We start from the raw sequence: 14,638 nt of genomic DNA, 5'->3' as shown, positions 1-14,638 counted from the left end.
CTTTAGTTTGAGAGAAAAATTTTTCAGGTAAATCCAGGATTATATTTAACTAAGGAGGGGCATATGGCCTGGCGACCGATTTTATATGTCATTTTTACGACTAACCCACGGCTGAGCAGCAGGCGAGCGCGGCTGCGTGTGGTCGCAAACCATCCATAGTGAGGTTCCTGGTCAGGAAGATAAGGTATTCCGGTGGCGAAGCCGCATCCGGGAATAATCCCCGGTGGCGTAGCCGCTTACCCGTTCACGTGTCCGGAGGTTCCATTTCGCCATGAACATACGGTGAACGGAACCCACCTCCCGAGCCGCATTTTCCCCCTCACCCTGGCCCTCTCCCTCAGGGAGAGGGAACCGATCGTGCTCGCATTTTTTATGGGGATCCCTCCCCCTCTACGATCGGGCACCGAACCCGTAACCCGGATAAGGCAAAGCCGCATCCGGGATAAACTCACGCGGTTTCGGCCAGTTCGAACATACCGTAGGGGTGGATTTGCAGGTAATACTGCTCACCAACATCCGGTTGCAGACGGGTAGCGTTGACCTGCAACAAAATGCGCTGGCCGTGCCATTCCACAATCACCTCGTACTGCGGCCCCATATAGGCCACATGCACGATCACGCAACGCTGGCTGTCATCACCCTGTTCACCCAGCGTGATGGCCTCCGGACGGACACCCACCGTGCCGCTTCCCTGGGCCGAGAAATGTGCCGGCACAGGTAAACGGTATCCATAGATATCAACGAATTGCGGGTGGAACGTTGCCGGGAACAGGTTGGCATCCCCCATAAAACTTGCCATAAAACGTGACGCAGGCTGGCGATACAGATTCTGCGGCGAGCCCATTTGCATGATGTGACCCTTGTTCATCACCAGCACGGTATCGGAGACGGCAAATGCCTCGCTCTGGTCGTGCGTCACATACAGCGACGTGATGTTGAACTGCTTTTGCAACTCGCGAATTTTATCGCGCATGCTGCGACGCAGGTTGGCGTCGAGGTTACTCAACGGCTCATCAAACAACAGCACCTTGGGTTTGAGGATCAGCGCGCGTGCCAGCGCCACGCGCTGTTGCTGCCCACCGGAAATCTGATCCACGTAGCGGTCTTCAAAGCCTTCCAGATCCACCATCGCCAGCGCTTCTTTCACCCGCGTTTTCACCTCCGCGCGTGAAACCCCCAGCATCTTGAGACCGTAACCCACGTTTTCTCCCAGCGACATATGGGGGAAGAGGGCGTAGGACTGGAACACCATGCAGATATCGCGCTGCTGAATGGAGCGATGCGTGACATCCTCACCATCAATAAAAATGTGTCCCTCAGAGGGCTTTTCCAGCCCTGCCACCAGACGCAGTACCGTGGTTTTCCCACAGCCTGATGGGCCAAGTAACGTCACCATCTCTCCCTGAGGGATGGCAAGATTAATGTTGTCGATAACCGTGTTGTTACCAAATCGCTTGGTGACATTGCGCAGTTCAACGAAATGTTTTTGTGTCATGGTCGCGCTCCGTTAGGCCTGGTTTTTAGCTTTGGAACGGGAGATACGCGCCTCACCGATCAGCCAGTCAAAGATGAAGATGATGGCGAGCATCACCACAATAAGGATTGAGCCATAGGCAATTGCCACGCCGTATTCGCCGTCTTCCACGCGGTTCAGAATGTAGGCGGTCGCCACACGCGTATCCGGCGTTACCAAAAAGACAATGGCGCTGACGGTAGTGATGGCGCGGACAAAGCTGTAAATCAGCGCGGACAAAATCGCCGGGCGCAGCAGGGGCAGCAAAATCTGCGTAATGGTACGCAACGACCCGGCGCGCAGGCTAAGTGAGGCCTCATCCAGTGATTTATCAATCTGGCCTAAGCCTGCGATCCCGGCGCGAATACCCACAGGCACGTTACGCATCACCATCGAAATAATAACAATGGCGGCGGTGCCAGTGATGTACACCGGGGCGCTGTTAAAGGCGAGAATATAAGAGACACCCGCCACGGTGCCCGGAACCGCAAAGCACAGCATGGTGGTGAACTCGATGGTCTTTTTCCCTTTGAATTGCTGGCGCACCACAATCCAGGCAATCAGCAGGCCGAAAATGGCGGTAATCGGGGCGGCAATCCCGGCGTAAAGCAGGGTATCGAGCAGAGAAGGCCACGCGCCGTCACTCATTCCCTGGCCAAACAGCTTAATAAAGTTATCCAGCGTCAGGGTGTAGTCCACGCCCCAGTTCACCGTGAAACTGCCGTAGAAAATGCTGCCATAGAGCAGGGCGTTGAAGGCCACCCAGACTGCCAGCAGCGCCACTACGCTCCATACCAGCGTGACCGGCAGAGGCTGCACATCGCCGCGATAGGATTTGCCGGAAACGGTGACGTAAGAGCGTTTGCCGATCCACATGTACTGCACGCAGAACACCAGCAGCGAGAAGAGCAGCAGGAACGCACCAAGCGTACTGGCGGCCTGATAATCAAGCTGCGAACCGGTGATATAGAAGTAGATTTGCGTTGCCAGCACGTCAAAGTTGCCGCCAAGCACCAGCGGGTTACTAAAATCGGCCAGCGACTGCACGACCACAATCAGAAACGCGTTAGCCAGCGCCGGTTTCAGTAGCGGGATAAATACCCCGTTAAAGGTCTGCCAGCGGCTGGCGCGCAGGGTGTACGAGGCCTCTTCCAGTGATGGATGAATGGTCTTAATCGCCCCGTCGAGGATCATAAAGGCCATGGGAGTGAACGCCAGCACCTGCGCCAGCCAGATACCGGTAAACCCATACAGCCAGTTGGTATTGGTGAGCCCGAACCAGTCGACCATTAATTCGGTGATATAGCCGGAACGTCCCATCATCAGGGTAACGCCGAGGCCGACGACAAACGGCGGGGTGACGATCGGCAGAATCGAGAAAATGCGGCCAATAATCGCGCTGCGCTGCGCAATGCGGGTTGTGTAAATCGCCAGCACCAGGCCGAAGAAGGTACAGCCGACACCCACGGCAATAGAGAGCCAGATGGAGTTCAAAATCACCTGAATGATGTGCGCCTGGGCGAGCACATTCATAAACGCCAGCGGGGCAAATTCGCCACTGGCGGTGGTGAACATAGGAATAAAGATGGCAATACTTGGCCAGACGATAAAGACGCCGATCAGTGCCACGATGACAATCAGCGAACCAATAACAAAACGGTCGCCGCCGAGCCACTCCAGGCGGGTGAGCGCCAGAGTCATGATGGCTGCAAGGGCGACAAACAGCACAATCACCGCATAACCGAGGCCACGTCCTTCCACGGTGGCGCTGACAGCCACAAACGCCATGCACAGTAAGGCCCAGCCGGCGTCAAAGTAGTGGCGGCCTCGCTGCTCGCGCTTCGCTTCACTCAGTGGGCGAAGCAGTAACACGGCGGGCAGCAGATACCACAACCAACTGACGTTAACGTGCGACCAGCCGTAGGCGTCGATAATTTCATCGCGCGTGGACTCCAGCAGGCCATAATCCAGGCTCCAGCTTGGCAGCAGCGCAAAGGCCAGCCCGCCAAGCAGAACCCAAAGGAATATCGCATCCCGCTTGGGGGCGGGATGGAGTGTGAGTGTGTGTGACATAAGCATTCCGGTGTTGTAGGCCGGGTAAAGCCGTTACGCCGCTACCCGGCAATATGATCGCCAATGCGTGTTTACTGGCCCATCTTCACGTCGCTAACCCATTTGTTAATGAGCGCTTTACGTACGTCCGTGGAACCGTATTTATCCATGTCGTAATTGATAAGTTTCAGGTCGTCGAGCTTGAGCGAGTTCGGGGAGGTTTCGGCGGTAGTGTTGGTCAGGATCTGGTAAGACTTGCCCTTTTTCCATGCCAGCTCCTGTGCTTCTTTTGACAGCGCCCAGTCAACGAACAGCTTCGCGTTATCCAGGTTACGTGCCCCTTTCAGGATGCTGATACCGCCAATTTCGTAGCCAGTGCCTTCACAGGGTGAAATCAGTTCCAGCGGCGCGCCTTGCTCTTTTTCCAGTGAGTAGTCATGCAGGAAGCCAATGCCGATGGCGGTTTCGCCACGCGCGGCGTTACGTGCCGGGGCGATACCCGATTTGGTGTACTGAGAGATATTGCTATTGAGCTGTTTTAAGTAATCGAAAGCCTGGTCTTCGCCCCAAAGTTGAACGAAGGTTGCCAGCGCGGTATAGGCGGTGCCGGAACTCTGCGGGTCGGCGATTTGAATTTCGCTTTTGTATTCCGGTTTCGTCAGATCTTTCCAGCACTTCGGAATGGGCAGATTTTTCTCTTTCAGGCGTTGGGTGTTAACGCCAAAACCGAGAATGCCCACGTAAACGGCGGAAGAGAGATTGCCTTTCACTTTGGCCGGATCGCGGAATTTCTCCATGATCTCGCTCAGATTGGCTGATTTATAGGGCTGCAACAGTCCCATCTCCCCGGCCTGCGACTGTGGATCCAGCGTGCCGCCGTACCAGACATCCGCCTGCGGGTTTTTCTTCTCCGCATCAACTTTCGCCAGCGTGCTGCCTGAGCCGTTGCGGATGAAGGAGGTTTTCACATTGTATTTCTCGCCGAAAGCCTGTGTTTCGGTTTCACACATTTCGTTGGTCGCGCTGCAGTAGACCACCAGACGACCTTCTGCTTTGGCCGCGCTGCTGAATGCCGCCAGCGCCAAACCGGTCGCCACCAGGGTAGAGAGCAGGGTAACTTTCATTGTTTTATCCTTCCTGTGAGGTTGTAGGACTGCGAGACGTCATGATGCCCGCCATCAACAAGGGCATCAGAAGTAAACCCATTAATACGGCGGCGACGGAGAGCAAGCTGAACATCCCCGACCAGCCATAGTGTTCAATCACCTGCGACAGCGGCCAGCCCGCCAGCGCTGCGCCCGCATAGGCAAAGACGCCGAGAAAACCGGTTATCGATCCTGCCGCGGCCTTATGCCCGCATTCGACGGCGGCCAGGCCGATGAGCATTTGTGGGCCAAAAACAAAAAATCCCACGGTAAAAAAGCACATTGCCAGCAACGCGTAGTGATGTACCGGCGCCAGCCACAGTGCCGCGACCGAAACAATCAGCCCCAGCGTGAAGAGCAAAATCATCGGCGCTCTCTGCCCGCTAAACAGCAAATCCGATCCCCAACCGGCGAACAGCGCACCTAACAGACCGCCGACTTCAAACAGCATCACCGTGGCATTCGCGCTCAATAAATTGACGCCGTGGCTTTCTGCCAGCCAGATGTTGCCCCAGTCATTGAGCGCAATGCGGATCAGGTAGACCAGCACATACGACACGCCCAGCAGCCAGATCATCGGGTTACGCAGCATGGTGATACGTAACATCTGCCATAAGCCCATCGGGGGGCTTTGTTGTTCCTGACGGAGCTCCAGCGGGTCATGCCGCCATTCGCCCACGCTCGGTAATCCTTCTTCCTGCGGTGTACCCCGCAGTTGCATTGTCAGCCAGACGCCGAGCGCCATGCTGATTATCCCTGGTGTCAGCATCGCAGCCTGCCAGCCCCACCAGTGGGCGGCAAAGGCACATATCAGCGGAATCACGGCACCGCCAATATTGATGGACATGTTCCAGCATCCCCACCAGAAGCCGCGTTCATTGCGGGAATACCAGTGGGTGAGCAGGCGAGCACAGGGGGGCCAGCCCCAGCCCTGAAAAAAACCGTTTAATGTCCAGACCACTAACAGCAGCGGCAGTGAGTCACCAAAAGCGAACAACACGTTCAGTAAACCCGTGGCGAACAGCCCGCAGCCCATAAAGGCGCGCTGCCCGTGGCTGTCGTGCCATAGCCCGGCGGCAAACTTTGACAGGCCATAGCTGAGGTAAAACAGTGAGCCCATCAGCCCGATGTCGCCTTTGTCTAACCCCAGATCGCTTTGTAGCGCCGGAAGCACGTAATTGACGCTTTTACGCGTCAGGTAAAACGCCGCATAGCCCACCACCATGCACAGCAGTAACCGTGGGCGAAAAGCCCGGTAACGTTGTTCAATTTCAGCGGATGAGATGGCGTGCATAGCGGTCTCCAGTTGCGCTGACTATAGGTAAGCGCAAACGAAAGCGGATGAGAGAAACTCCCCAGGTGACTAAGACTTTTTCCTGGTCAGAGCGGGTTTTGTTGCAAAATTGTGGGCAGGTTAACAGTTACGTGCGTGCCCTGACGCGATTCAAGCGTCAGCTCACCCCCCAGGGCATGGACACGTTCGCGCATTCCCTGGATACCAAAGCCCGGCATCTTCTCAGCGGCTATACCGAGGCCGTTATCATGCACTTCGAGACACAGACGGCCGTTTTGCTCGCTAAGGGCGATGCGCACTTCACTGGCGCAGGCGTGTTTGCAGACGTTATTGAGTAACTCTTGCAGCAGGCGATAGAGGGTGAAAACCAGGGTTTCGCTGGCAGGGGGAGCACTTAGCCGATAATCGAAATGGCAGGTAATACCGCGCTCAGCAAAGGCAAATTCGTTAACCAGATGGTGCAGGGCTTCTTGTAACGAGAGCTCATCCAGCACCGGTGGGCGAAGCTGGCGCAACAGTTGCCGGGTAGAGTGGTGGATGCGCCTGGCGAGTTCGTTGATTTGATTCGCGGCTTCCAGCGCCCGATCTGTTTCGCCCGCCCGCTTTACCAACTGTGACTGAATTTGGATGGCGGTAATATTCTGGCCAATTTCGTCATGCAGTTCGCGGGCGAGACTTTTGCGGGTGTCCTCTTCTGTATGGATAAGTTTCTCGGTCAACACCCGGCGGGCCTGTAATTCCGCCTCCAGCCGTTTGCGGTAGTGGTGCAGATTTTGCGCCAGATGTTGCTGACGGCTGATGGCGATACCCAGGCCAATCCCCAGCAGCGCTTGCGTCGCAAGGAAGATTTCCAGTTCCAACAGGTCGCTAAACCCCACCCCAATCTGACGGGCGATCGTGATCAACATACTGCCGAGCAGGCCAGAAAGCACGCCGCCCTGCCAGCCGAACTTCCATGCCATCACCACGTTGGGTAAAAACACCACGATCAATAACAGGCGTTCAATCTGCGGTGACAGCACCATCTGCGTGCCGATCCCGATAATAAAAAAGAGGCTGCACCAGATGATAAGCGAGGTCCGTAACGGTGGCGCTATCGTGTCAAGGCCAAGCAGATGATGGCGATGTTGCTGACGTAAGAATTCAAAAATGAGATAGACAAAGGGTGTCAGCAGCACCCCGCCGGTGAACGAGGCCAGGCCCGCCAGCAGCATGGTGCTTTGCAAAAAAGGGGCGAGCAGCAGGGTATGCATCAGTGCGCTGGCGGTAACGGCAGTCAACAACAGGGACAATCGCTGCCAGTAGAGCGGAAAGCGGTGCCAGAAATGTTGCGTCATCAGCGCCGGAAGCAGGCTGATGATGGGCGCGGCCAGCATCGTATAGCCACTCAGGAGCTGCTCGCTGTGCAGCCAGAAAATCAGCGCCAACTGGGGGAGCAATAAGGCTGGCCAGAAACGACGCGAGAGCAAAATCAGCAGTGCCAGATAGACACCATGCGGTAGAAAGAGCACCGCCTGCTGGCCGTTATGGGTGAGGTAGAAACTGAGCGTCCACAGCATTAGCCAGCCAGGCCCCCATGCCAGCACAATAAACAGCGAGATGATCCCGTGGCGTAATGAACGCGACATCAGTGATTCGCCAGCAGATTATGGTTAAGCGCAAAATGGACCAGCTCAATGGTGGTGGCGCAGTTCAGTTTACCGAGCACATTGGCACGGTGAACATGCACCGTTTTATGGCTGAGATCGAGTTTGAACGCGACTTCTTTGACGCTATCGCCTTTCACCAGTAAATCAAACACTTCCCGCTCACGTGGTGTCAGGGACGCCAGGACTTTGTTCGGTTCGATCCCGCCGCGCAGCGCCTTTAGCGCATCGGCACAAAGATAATGGCCGCCAAGACCGACGGAACGCACCGCGCGCACCAGTTCTTCCGGGCCACAGCGCTTGGTCAGATAGCCGCTGGCTCCCGCGTCCAGTGCACTTTGCACAAAGGCAGGGGTATCGTAGATGCTTAGAATGATGGCGCGAAAATCAGGGCGCTGCGCCCGCAGGCGTTTCAGCAGACTCAGACCATTTTCATCCGGCATGGCGACATCAAGGACCGCGACATCCACATCACTTTTTAATAGCGCAGGCCAGGCTTCGGCGGCGGTACTGTATTGCCCGGTGACGCTGAGATCGTCTTCAAGGCCAAGAAGTTGGGCGAATCCTGAACGCACCACCACATGATCATCCACCAGAACCACACGAATCATAACGCACTCTCATAAGCCTAAAGCTTTATGATGCCGTCTGGTTTTCGCGTGGCAATGCTCTGGTCAATGATATGTAAGCGGTGTAACAAAATTGCAATATTTAACCTGTTCCGGGAAGAGAAAGAGGTGTTGCCATTGAGGCCATCCCAGGCCATCCGCAAATCCTTTCTGAGGATCAGGCTGCTGTGTCATTCAGATGTGCGGCGATATAGCGTTCATAGCGGTTCGCTTTCAAATGGGTCAGGTCGACGAGCACCAGACCGTCTACGCAGTTGTTGAAATCCGGGTCACAGCCAAAATCGATAAACTGCACGCCGCCGGGGTCGCACAGCTCGGAGTATTGCTTGTAAAGCGGCGGAATACCGCAGCCCAGGTTGCCTAGCAACGACTTAAGACGCGTCAAATCTTCGGTGTAATCTTCGCCCGTAAACTGTGCCAGTACATCCGGTAGTGTCGCAGGCCAGGGGCGGCGGGATTCGGCCAGCGGCCATCTTGCCGGAAACCACAACCGATAGAAGGCAACCAGTAAATCCCGTGCTGCGGGCGGTAAGCCGCCGGAAATAGAGACCGGGCCGAACAGATAGCGATACTGGGGGTAGCGTGCCAGATAGGCGCCAATACCGGACCACAGATAGTCGAGGCCACGGCGTCCCCAGTAACGCGGCTGAATAAAGCTGCGCCCCAGTTCAATGCCGTGCTCTAACACCTCTGACATCCGTTTGTCGTAATGGAACAGGCTATAGCTGTACAGCCCCTCCGGGCCATGCGCTTCCACCTGACGCGCCGTAGGCGTAAAGCGGTACGCGCCGACGATCTCCAGATCGGTTTCATCCCATAAGATCAGATGCAGGTAGTCATCATCATAACGATCCGTGTCACGACGCTTGCCGCTACCTTCACCAACCGCACGGAAAGCAATTTCGCGCAGACGGCCTAACTCACGCAGCAACGGCGCATCTTCTTGCCCCTGACGCTGCCAGAGGTAAATGATTTTGCCGTCAGCGGTGCGTCCCAGACATTCCGCCCGGCTAAGTTCGCGGCGCAGCGTGGCCCGGTCTTCCGGGCGGGCGATCGCACACTCGGTTTTAAAGACGCCGGGCGCTTTTTTGCCTAAACGTCGCACGTGTTTACGGCATTTATCCGCCAGATCACGTGGAGTCATCGAGGTCGAATGCCAGCTATCCCAGGGAATACGCTGACCGATGGTGATGGGCAGTTGGGTACCACGGCGACGGAACATCTGCTGCATAAGGAGCAGCATTGGCAGCGTATCGGAAAGCAAGGCGCAGCCATAAAAGAGGGGGCTGTTTCGGGCATTGATCCACACCGGCAAAAGCGGGGTGCGGAATTTGGCGGCCAGTTTGATAAAACCGGGGTGCCATTTGCCGTCGCGAATCCCTTTGCGGGTCAGGCGTGAAACTTCACCAGCCGGGAAGAAAATCAGCACGCCGCCGTTCTGCAACTGGGTTTCCATCTGCTGCAGCGAGGCCTTGCGGGTGCGACCGCCACCCATATTATCCACCGGGATAAACAGGGAGCTGAGCGGTTCCAGATGGCTCAGCATGCGGTTGGTCACGACTTTTACGTCGCGACGCACGCGAGAAACCGCATACATCAGCGCCAGACCGTCCAGCGTGCCTGTCGGGTGGTTGGCGATAATCACCAGGGGGCCTTGTTCGGGGATTTGTTCAAGATCGTATGCGGGGATGGTGCAGCGAATTTGTAGATGCTCCAGGACCTGCTCAATCATATCCAGCCCTTTCAGATGGGGATGGTTTGCAGCGAACTGCTGGAACTCTTGTTCGTATAATAAACGCCTGAGCAGATTCTTTTGCCAGGGCGCGGGTTTGGCCTGTGGCCAGAGGTCGTCGAGTACATTGTCGAGACTAAACATGGTGGCTCCTCCTGCCGTCTTGCGATGACAGTAGAAGTACGGGATGACAGTTGCATTTCAGCTTTATGAATAAATGGTAATGCGGGGGAGGCGATGAGAACAGGCCCGGCAGCCGCGCCGGGCCTGAGGGCTTACAAAATCTTACGTTCAGCCAGGTCGAGTGCGAAGTAGCTAAAGATCAAATCGGCACCGGCGCGTTTGATGGCGCCCAGACTTTCCAGGACGACTTTCTCTTCGTCAATGGCTCCCGCCTGCGCGGCGAATTTGATCATCGCGTATTCGCCGCTCACCTGGTATGCGCCCAGCGGCAGCGTGGTGCGCTCGCGGATATCACGCAGGATATCGAGGTACGGACCTGCCGGTTTGACCATCAGGCAGTCGGCACCCTGGGCTTCATCCAGCAGCGATTCGCGAATCGCTTCACGACGGTTCATTGGGCTCATCTGGTAGGTTTTACGATCGCCTTTCAGCGCTGTACCTGCCGCTTCACGGAACGGGCCGTAGAATGATGACGCGAATTTGGTGGAATAGGACATGATGGCGGTGTCGGTAAAGCCTGCGGCGTCCAGCGCCTGGCGAATCGCCTGCACCTGACCGTCCATTGCGGCGGAGGGGGCAATAAAGTCAGCGCCAGCGGCGGCGGCAACCACTGCTTGTTTCCCGAGATTAATCAGCGTGGCGTCGTTATCGACACCGTGGTCGCAAAGTACGCCACAATGACCATGTGAGGTGTATTCACAGAAGCAGGTATCTGACATCACAATCATTTCCGGCACCGCGTCTTTGGCAATCCGTGACATGCGCGCTACCAGGCCGTTTTCCTGCCAGGCATCGCTACCGGTCGCATCAGTGTGATGAGAGATACCAAAGGTCATCACAGATCGAATACCGGCCCTGGCAATGCGTTCAATTTCGCGGGCGAGGTGTTTTTCCGGAATGCGCATCACGCCAGGCATGGCGCTGATGGCTTTGTAGTCGTCGATCTCTTCTTCAACGAAGATAGGCAGCACCAGATCGTTCAGGCTGAGTGTTGTCTCTTCGAACATAGCGCGGAGCGAGGCAGATTTGCGCAGGCGGCGCGGACGGGTGATTAAGTCGGTCATGATTTGCCTGATGTCTTAGGAACAGAGGGCACAGTGTATCCGAAAAGTGACCGGTATGTTTCACCAAAATCGGCGTTAAAACGGCAATATATGAAGGACAATGCGTAAAGACATTAAATTGCATTAAATTATTCATCAGTTCAATTTTGATTGGTGTGATTTATTGTTCGTCATGATGTTATTTTTATTTCAATTGGAAATTGTATTTTTATTTCTTCTGTCAATGTGTTTTTTGATGGGTTAATATTTATTGATTAAGTTATATCTTTTTGATTTTAAAGTATTTTGCAATGTTTATATATTCTGATTTTTTATATTTATGTTTAATGTGTCCGAATCCGGACTTTACGTGAACTTTAATTGAACCATTTTCTTTTTCTGCGGCATAATTTCCCCGCAAATAATTTTATTGCATTTGATGCATTAATAATTGATGGACCAACGATAATGTCCCTGAGGAGGGATGACAAATGCACTCGTGGAAAAAGAAACTTGTAGTATCTCAATTAGCATTAGCCTGCACGTTGGCAATTGCTTCTCAGGCAAATGCGACGAAGTACGACACCTTTGGGTATCATGACGACGCCAATACCGCATACAGTTGGGATGATTGGACAGTCGACGATAAACTCAATTATATTTCTTATCATGGTTACATCTATAATAATGCGGCTGATGGCGCTTACGATCAGACGTTTAATAATGATGTTGTAAACGGTGTCCTCTCCACCTATTACATGAACCATGATTATGCCAATGGTACGAGTAATACCCTGGATGTTAAAAACTCAACGATCCACGGTATGATTACCTCTAAGCGTCCGATTGCTTATGTTGACGATGCTGGTAGGGGCTATACCTGGAACAACGGTACTAACGTCGATTATAAGTGGCATGATGGTGACATCTTCACTCTGAATATCGAAAACTCTACTATTGATGACGATTACGAGTATTTCTATTTTACCGACAGCTATCTGAATGGTGAAGGTAAAACTGCATCGAAAGATTACCGTACAGCAGCGTTCGCTAAGCAAGGTGTTGCCGTCACTCTGGACGTAGAGAGCAACATCAATATCACTGCCAATTCCCGTGTTGCAGGTATTGAACTTTCTCAGGGTGACACTTCGAATGTTGATTACACGACCGAATCCCATACCTGGGACAATAATGTCGTTGTAAAAGATTCTGCGATTACTTCGGGATCTTATACTCCGCTGGAAAACGAAGGCTTCTACGGTAAATCTCCAGAACCAAGCGATTATTCTGGAAATATTGCCTATAACACTGATTCTGCAGGAAATATCATTCCTAACGATGACACCGCAATGTCTTTCAGTGATAATTCTGCGTCTAACTACTCGATGAAAAACAACGTTTCTCTCAGCAATTCGACGCTGACGGGCGATGTCGTTTTCAATAGCAGCTGGAATGCCAACTTCTACGCGAATGGTCATGATTCAAACAATGATGGTGTGCTGGATACCAACGGCGGCTGGACTGACGATGGACTGAACGTTGACGAACTGAACATTACGCTGGATAACGGCAGTAAATGGACCGGTGCGGCAATCTTTAAGTACGATGCTATTGGTCCGGCAGATATGTATGACGTTGCGGTTAACGGCCTGGAGCCGACGTCGACCTATGACAAATGGGGCAACGTTGTTGACAATAAATCCTTCCAGAGTGGTTTATTCAACGTCAAGTTGAACAATGGCTCGCACTGGAATACCGTCAATAAATCTAACATCGACAACCTGACTGTTAACAACGGCTCTCATGTTGATGTGGCTAACGGTTCAAGCCTGCTCGCGGACAACATTACGCTGACCAACAATTCAGCTATGAACCTGAGCTCTGGCGGTCAGGTTGCAACCGATCATCTGAAAGTCGACAGCCACAGTAAAGTCGACCTGAATGATGAAACCACTTATCTGTATGCAAATACCATCACCGTATCAAACGGCGGTGAATTCAGCATCGGCGCAGGCGCTTATGAAGCAGGGGCTTTTGGTACGAATACCATGGACCTCAATAAAGGCGGCGTATTTAACATCAACAGCAGTGACTATGTGTTAGACGCAGACCTGGTCAACGCCCACACCAATACGAAGAATAAGTCTGATTCAACGTACGGTTATGGTGTGATTGCTATGAATTCTGATGGTCACCTGACCGTCAATGGTAACGGTAACCTCAACAATGCCGACCAGGAATTCAGCGTTTATGATAAGGATGACAATGTTGTAGCGGCCAAAGGTAACTACAAAGTTCGTATCGATAACTCTACTGGCGCAGGTCGTATCGCTGACTACAAAGGTAAAGAACTTATCTACGTCAACGATAAAAACACCACTGCAACCTTTAGCGCAGCAAACAAAGCTGACCTTGGTGCGTATACCTATCAGGCTGAGCAGAAAGGTAACACCGTCGTTATGCGTCAGATGGAACTGACCGACTACGCGAACATGGCGCTGAGCATTCCTTCTGCAAACACCAACATCTGGAATCTGCAACAGGATACTCTGTCTACCCGTCTGACCAATGGTCGTCATGGCCTGGCTGACAACGGTGGCGCATGGGTGAGCTACTTTGGTGGCAGCCTGAATGGCGACAACGGCGTGATCAACTATGATCAGGACGTTAGCGGTATCATGGTCGGTGTTGATACCTTCGTTGACGGTAACAATGCGAAATGGATCGTCGGTGCTGCAGCAGGCTTTGCGAAAGGTGATGTAAGCGATCGTTCTGGTAAAGTTGATCAGGATAGCCAGTCTGCGTACATCTACTCTTCTGCGCGCTTTACTAACAACATCTTCTTGGATGGTAACCTGAGCTACAGCCGTTTCGATAACGATCTGTCTGCCAGCATGTCCAACGGCCAGTATGTTGACGGCGACTCCTCAACGGATGCATGGGGCTTCGGTCTGAAACTGGGTTACGACTGGAAAGTTAACGACAAAGGTTATGTTACTCCGTATGCCGGTATCTCTGGTCTGTTCCAGTCTGGTGATAACTTCCGCCTGAGCAACAACATGAAAGCGGGCGATCAGGACTACGATAGCCTGCGTTATGAACTGGGCGTGAACACAGGTTATACCTTCAGCTATGGCAGCGATCAGGCTCTGACGCCGTACTTCAACCTGGCATACGTTTACGATGATTCTAACAACACTGCAAAAGTGAATGGCGATTCTATCGACAACGGTGTTGAAGGTTCTGCGGTTCGTGTTGGTCTGGGTACGCAGTTCAGCTTCACCAAAAACTTCAGCGCATACACTGATGTGAACTATCTGGGCGGCGGCGACGTTGAACAGGATTGGGGCGCAAAAGTTGGCGTGAAATACACCTGGTAATAAATCTGGCAGGGAATATAT

At 53.4% G+C, this 14,638-nt stretch carries 9 protein-coding genes; 1 reads left to right on the top strand and 8 read right to left on the bottom strand.

Annotation, left to right across the window (positions count from 1 at the left end; all coding sequences use genetic code 11):
• Nucleotides 1-448 precede the first annotated feature (448 nt).
• From fbpC to hemB, 8 genes are all read right to left on the bottom strand, one after another.
• Nucleotides 449-1,495 (bottom strand): ferric ABC transporter ATP-binding protein, encoded by a 1,047-nt coding sequence (gene fbpC / locus ABU190_RS16515; protein ID WP_041852578.1) that lies wholly within the window; start codon nucleotides 1,493-1,495, stop codon nucleotides 449-451.
• A gap of 12 nt (nucleotides 1,496-1,507) precedes the next feature.
• Nucleotides 1,508-3,586, bottom strand: a complete 2,079-nt coding sequence (locus tag ABU190_RS16510) for an iron ABC transporter permease (RefSeq protein ID WP_103245873.1) — start codon at nucleotides 3,584-3,586, stop codon at nucleotides 1,508-1,510.
• A 71-nt stretch (nucleotides 3,587-3,657) separates the two neighbouring features.
• Complete coding sequence (locus ABU190_RS16505) at nucleotides 3,658-4,689, bottom strand: ABC transporter substrate-binding protein (RefSeq protein WP_354691864.1); 1,032 nt, start codon at nucleotides 4,687-4,689, stop codon at nucleotides 3,658-3,660.
• Between the two features lie 4 nt (nucleotides 4,690-4,693).
• Entirely contained in the window at nucleotides 4,694-6,004 is a 1,311-nt protein-coding gene (gene uhpC / locus ABU190_RS16500; RefSeq protein WP_317077957.1) for an MFS transporter family glucose-6-phosphate receptor UhpC, read from the bottom strand.
• Between the two features lie 86 nt (nucleotides 6,005-6,090).
• Entirely contained in the window at nucleotides 6,091-7,632 is a 1,542-nt protein-coding gene (locus ABU190_RS16495) for an MASE1 domain-containing protein (RefSeq protein WP_354691863.1), read from the bottom strand.
• Entirely contained in the window at nucleotides 7,632-8,261 is a 630-nt protein-coding gene (locus tag ABU190_RS16490) for a response regulator transcription factor (RefSeq protein WP_354691862.1), read from the bottom strand. The genes ABU190_RS16495 and ABU190_RS16490 overlap by 1 nt, the downstream gene beginning before the upstream one ends.
• Before the next feature lie 175 nt (nucleotides 8,262-8,436).
• Nucleotides 8,437-10,155: a GNAT family N-acyltransferase gene (locus tag ABU190_RS16485; RefSeq protein WP_354691861.1), complete on the bottom strand. Its 1,719-nt coding sequence runs from the start codon at nucleotides 10,153-10,155 to the stop codon at nucleotides 8,437-8,439.
• Between the two features lie 131 nt (nucleotides 10,156-10,286).
• Entirely contained in the window at nucleotides 10,287-11,258 is a 972-nt protein-coding gene (hemB, locus tag ABU190_RS16480; RefSeq protein WP_071195863.1) for a porphobilinogen synthase, read from the bottom strand.
• A gap of 470 nt (nucleotides 11,259-11,728) precedes the next feature.
• Between hemB and ABU190_RS16475 the strand changes: the two genes are divergently transcribed.
• Nucleotides 11,729-14,617 carry an autotransporter outer membrane beta-barrel domain-containing protein gene (locus ABU190_RS16475; RefSeq protein WP_354691860.1) on the top strand — a complete coding sequence of 963 codons (2,889 nt, stop codon included), beginning with the start codon at nucleotides 11,729-11,731 and terminating at the stop codon, nucleotides 14,615-14,617.
• The last annotated feature ends 21 nt before the right edge of the window (nucleotides 14,618-14,638 follow it).

Origin of the sequence: Phytobacter sp. RSE-02, from assembly GCF_040578655.1 — a bacterium.
In the GTDB taxonomy this organism is placed as follows: Bacteria; Pseudomonadota; Gammaproteobacteria; order Enterobacterales; family Enterobacteriaceae; genus Phytobacter; species Phytobacter diazotrophicus.
This window is presented reverse-complemented; position numbering and strand designations above follow the sequence as displayed.

Excerpts from the sequence above, each read along its gene's own strand:
- uhpC (WP_317077957.1), bottom strand. The coding sequence starts at position 6,004 with ATGCACGCCATCTCATCCGCTGAAATTGAACAACGTTACCGGGCTTTT.
- fbpC (WP_041852578.1), bottom strand. The coding sequence starts at position 1,495 with ATGACACAAAAACATTTCGTTGAACTGCGCAATGTCACCAAGCGATTT.
- ABU190_RS16485 (WP_354691861.1), bottom strand. The coding sequence starts at position 10,155 with ATGTTTAGTCTCGACAATGTACTCGACGACCTCTGGCCACAGGCCAAA.
- ABU190_RS16475 (WP_354691860.1), top strand. The coding sequence starts at position 11,729 with ATGCACTCGTGGAAAAAGAAACTTGTAGTATCTCAATTAGCATTAGCC.
- ABU190_RS16510 (WP_103245873.1), bottom strand. The coding sequence starts at position 3,586 with ATGTCACACACACTCACACTCCATCCCGCCCCCAAGCGGGATGCGATA.
- ABU190_RS16495 (WP_354691863.1), bottom strand. The coding sequence starts at position 7,632 with ATGTCGCGTTCATTACGCCACGGGATCATCTCGCTGTTTATTGTGCTG.
- hemB (WP_071195863.1), bottom strand. The coding sequence starts at position 11,258 with ATGACCGACTTAATCACCCGTCCGCGCCGCCTGCGCAAATCTGCCTCG.
- ABU190_RS16505 (WP_354691864.1), bottom strand. The coding sequence starts at position 4,689 with ATGAAAGTTACCCTGCTCTCTACCCTGGTGGCGACCGGTTTGGCGCTG.
- ABU190_RS16490 (WP_354691862.1), bottom strand. The coding sequence starts at position 8,261 with ATGATTCGTGTGGTTCTGGTGGATGATCATGTGGTGGTGCGTTCAGGA.